Origin of the sequence: Pseudoalteromonas sp. P1-25, assembly GCF_001401805.1 — a bacterium.
Taxonomy (GTDB): domain Bacteria; phylum Pseudomonadota; class Gammaproteobacteria; order Enterobacterales; family Alteromonadaceae; genus Pseudoalteromonas.
On record NZ_LKDW01000139.1, the window covers coordinates 1 to 227 of the forward strand.

The following is a 227-nucleotide window of genomic DNA, read 5'->3' on the forward strand; positions in this document are numbered from 1 at the left end:
CGTGGGACAGTAACCGATGTAGAAGATGGCCAAACCGTGACGGTGATCATCAGTGATGGCACAAACCAAGTTGAAACCACGGCGCTTGTACAAAACGGCGAATACGTTACCGACCCGATTGATGCAAGCGCATTAAACGACGGCACACTCACCGCTACAGCCAGCGTATCCGATGTAGCAGGTAACCCTGTTACAGCTGAGGATACAGTTGAACTTGATAACACCGC

1 protein-coding gene is annotated in these 227 nt (G+C 51.1%); it reads left to right on the forward strand.

Features of this window, described 5'->3' with window-relative positions:
• The coding region (locus AN393_RS20355) for an Ig-like domain-containing protein (protein ID WP_161804184.1) at positions 1–227 on the forward strand (227 nt) is incomplete at both ends.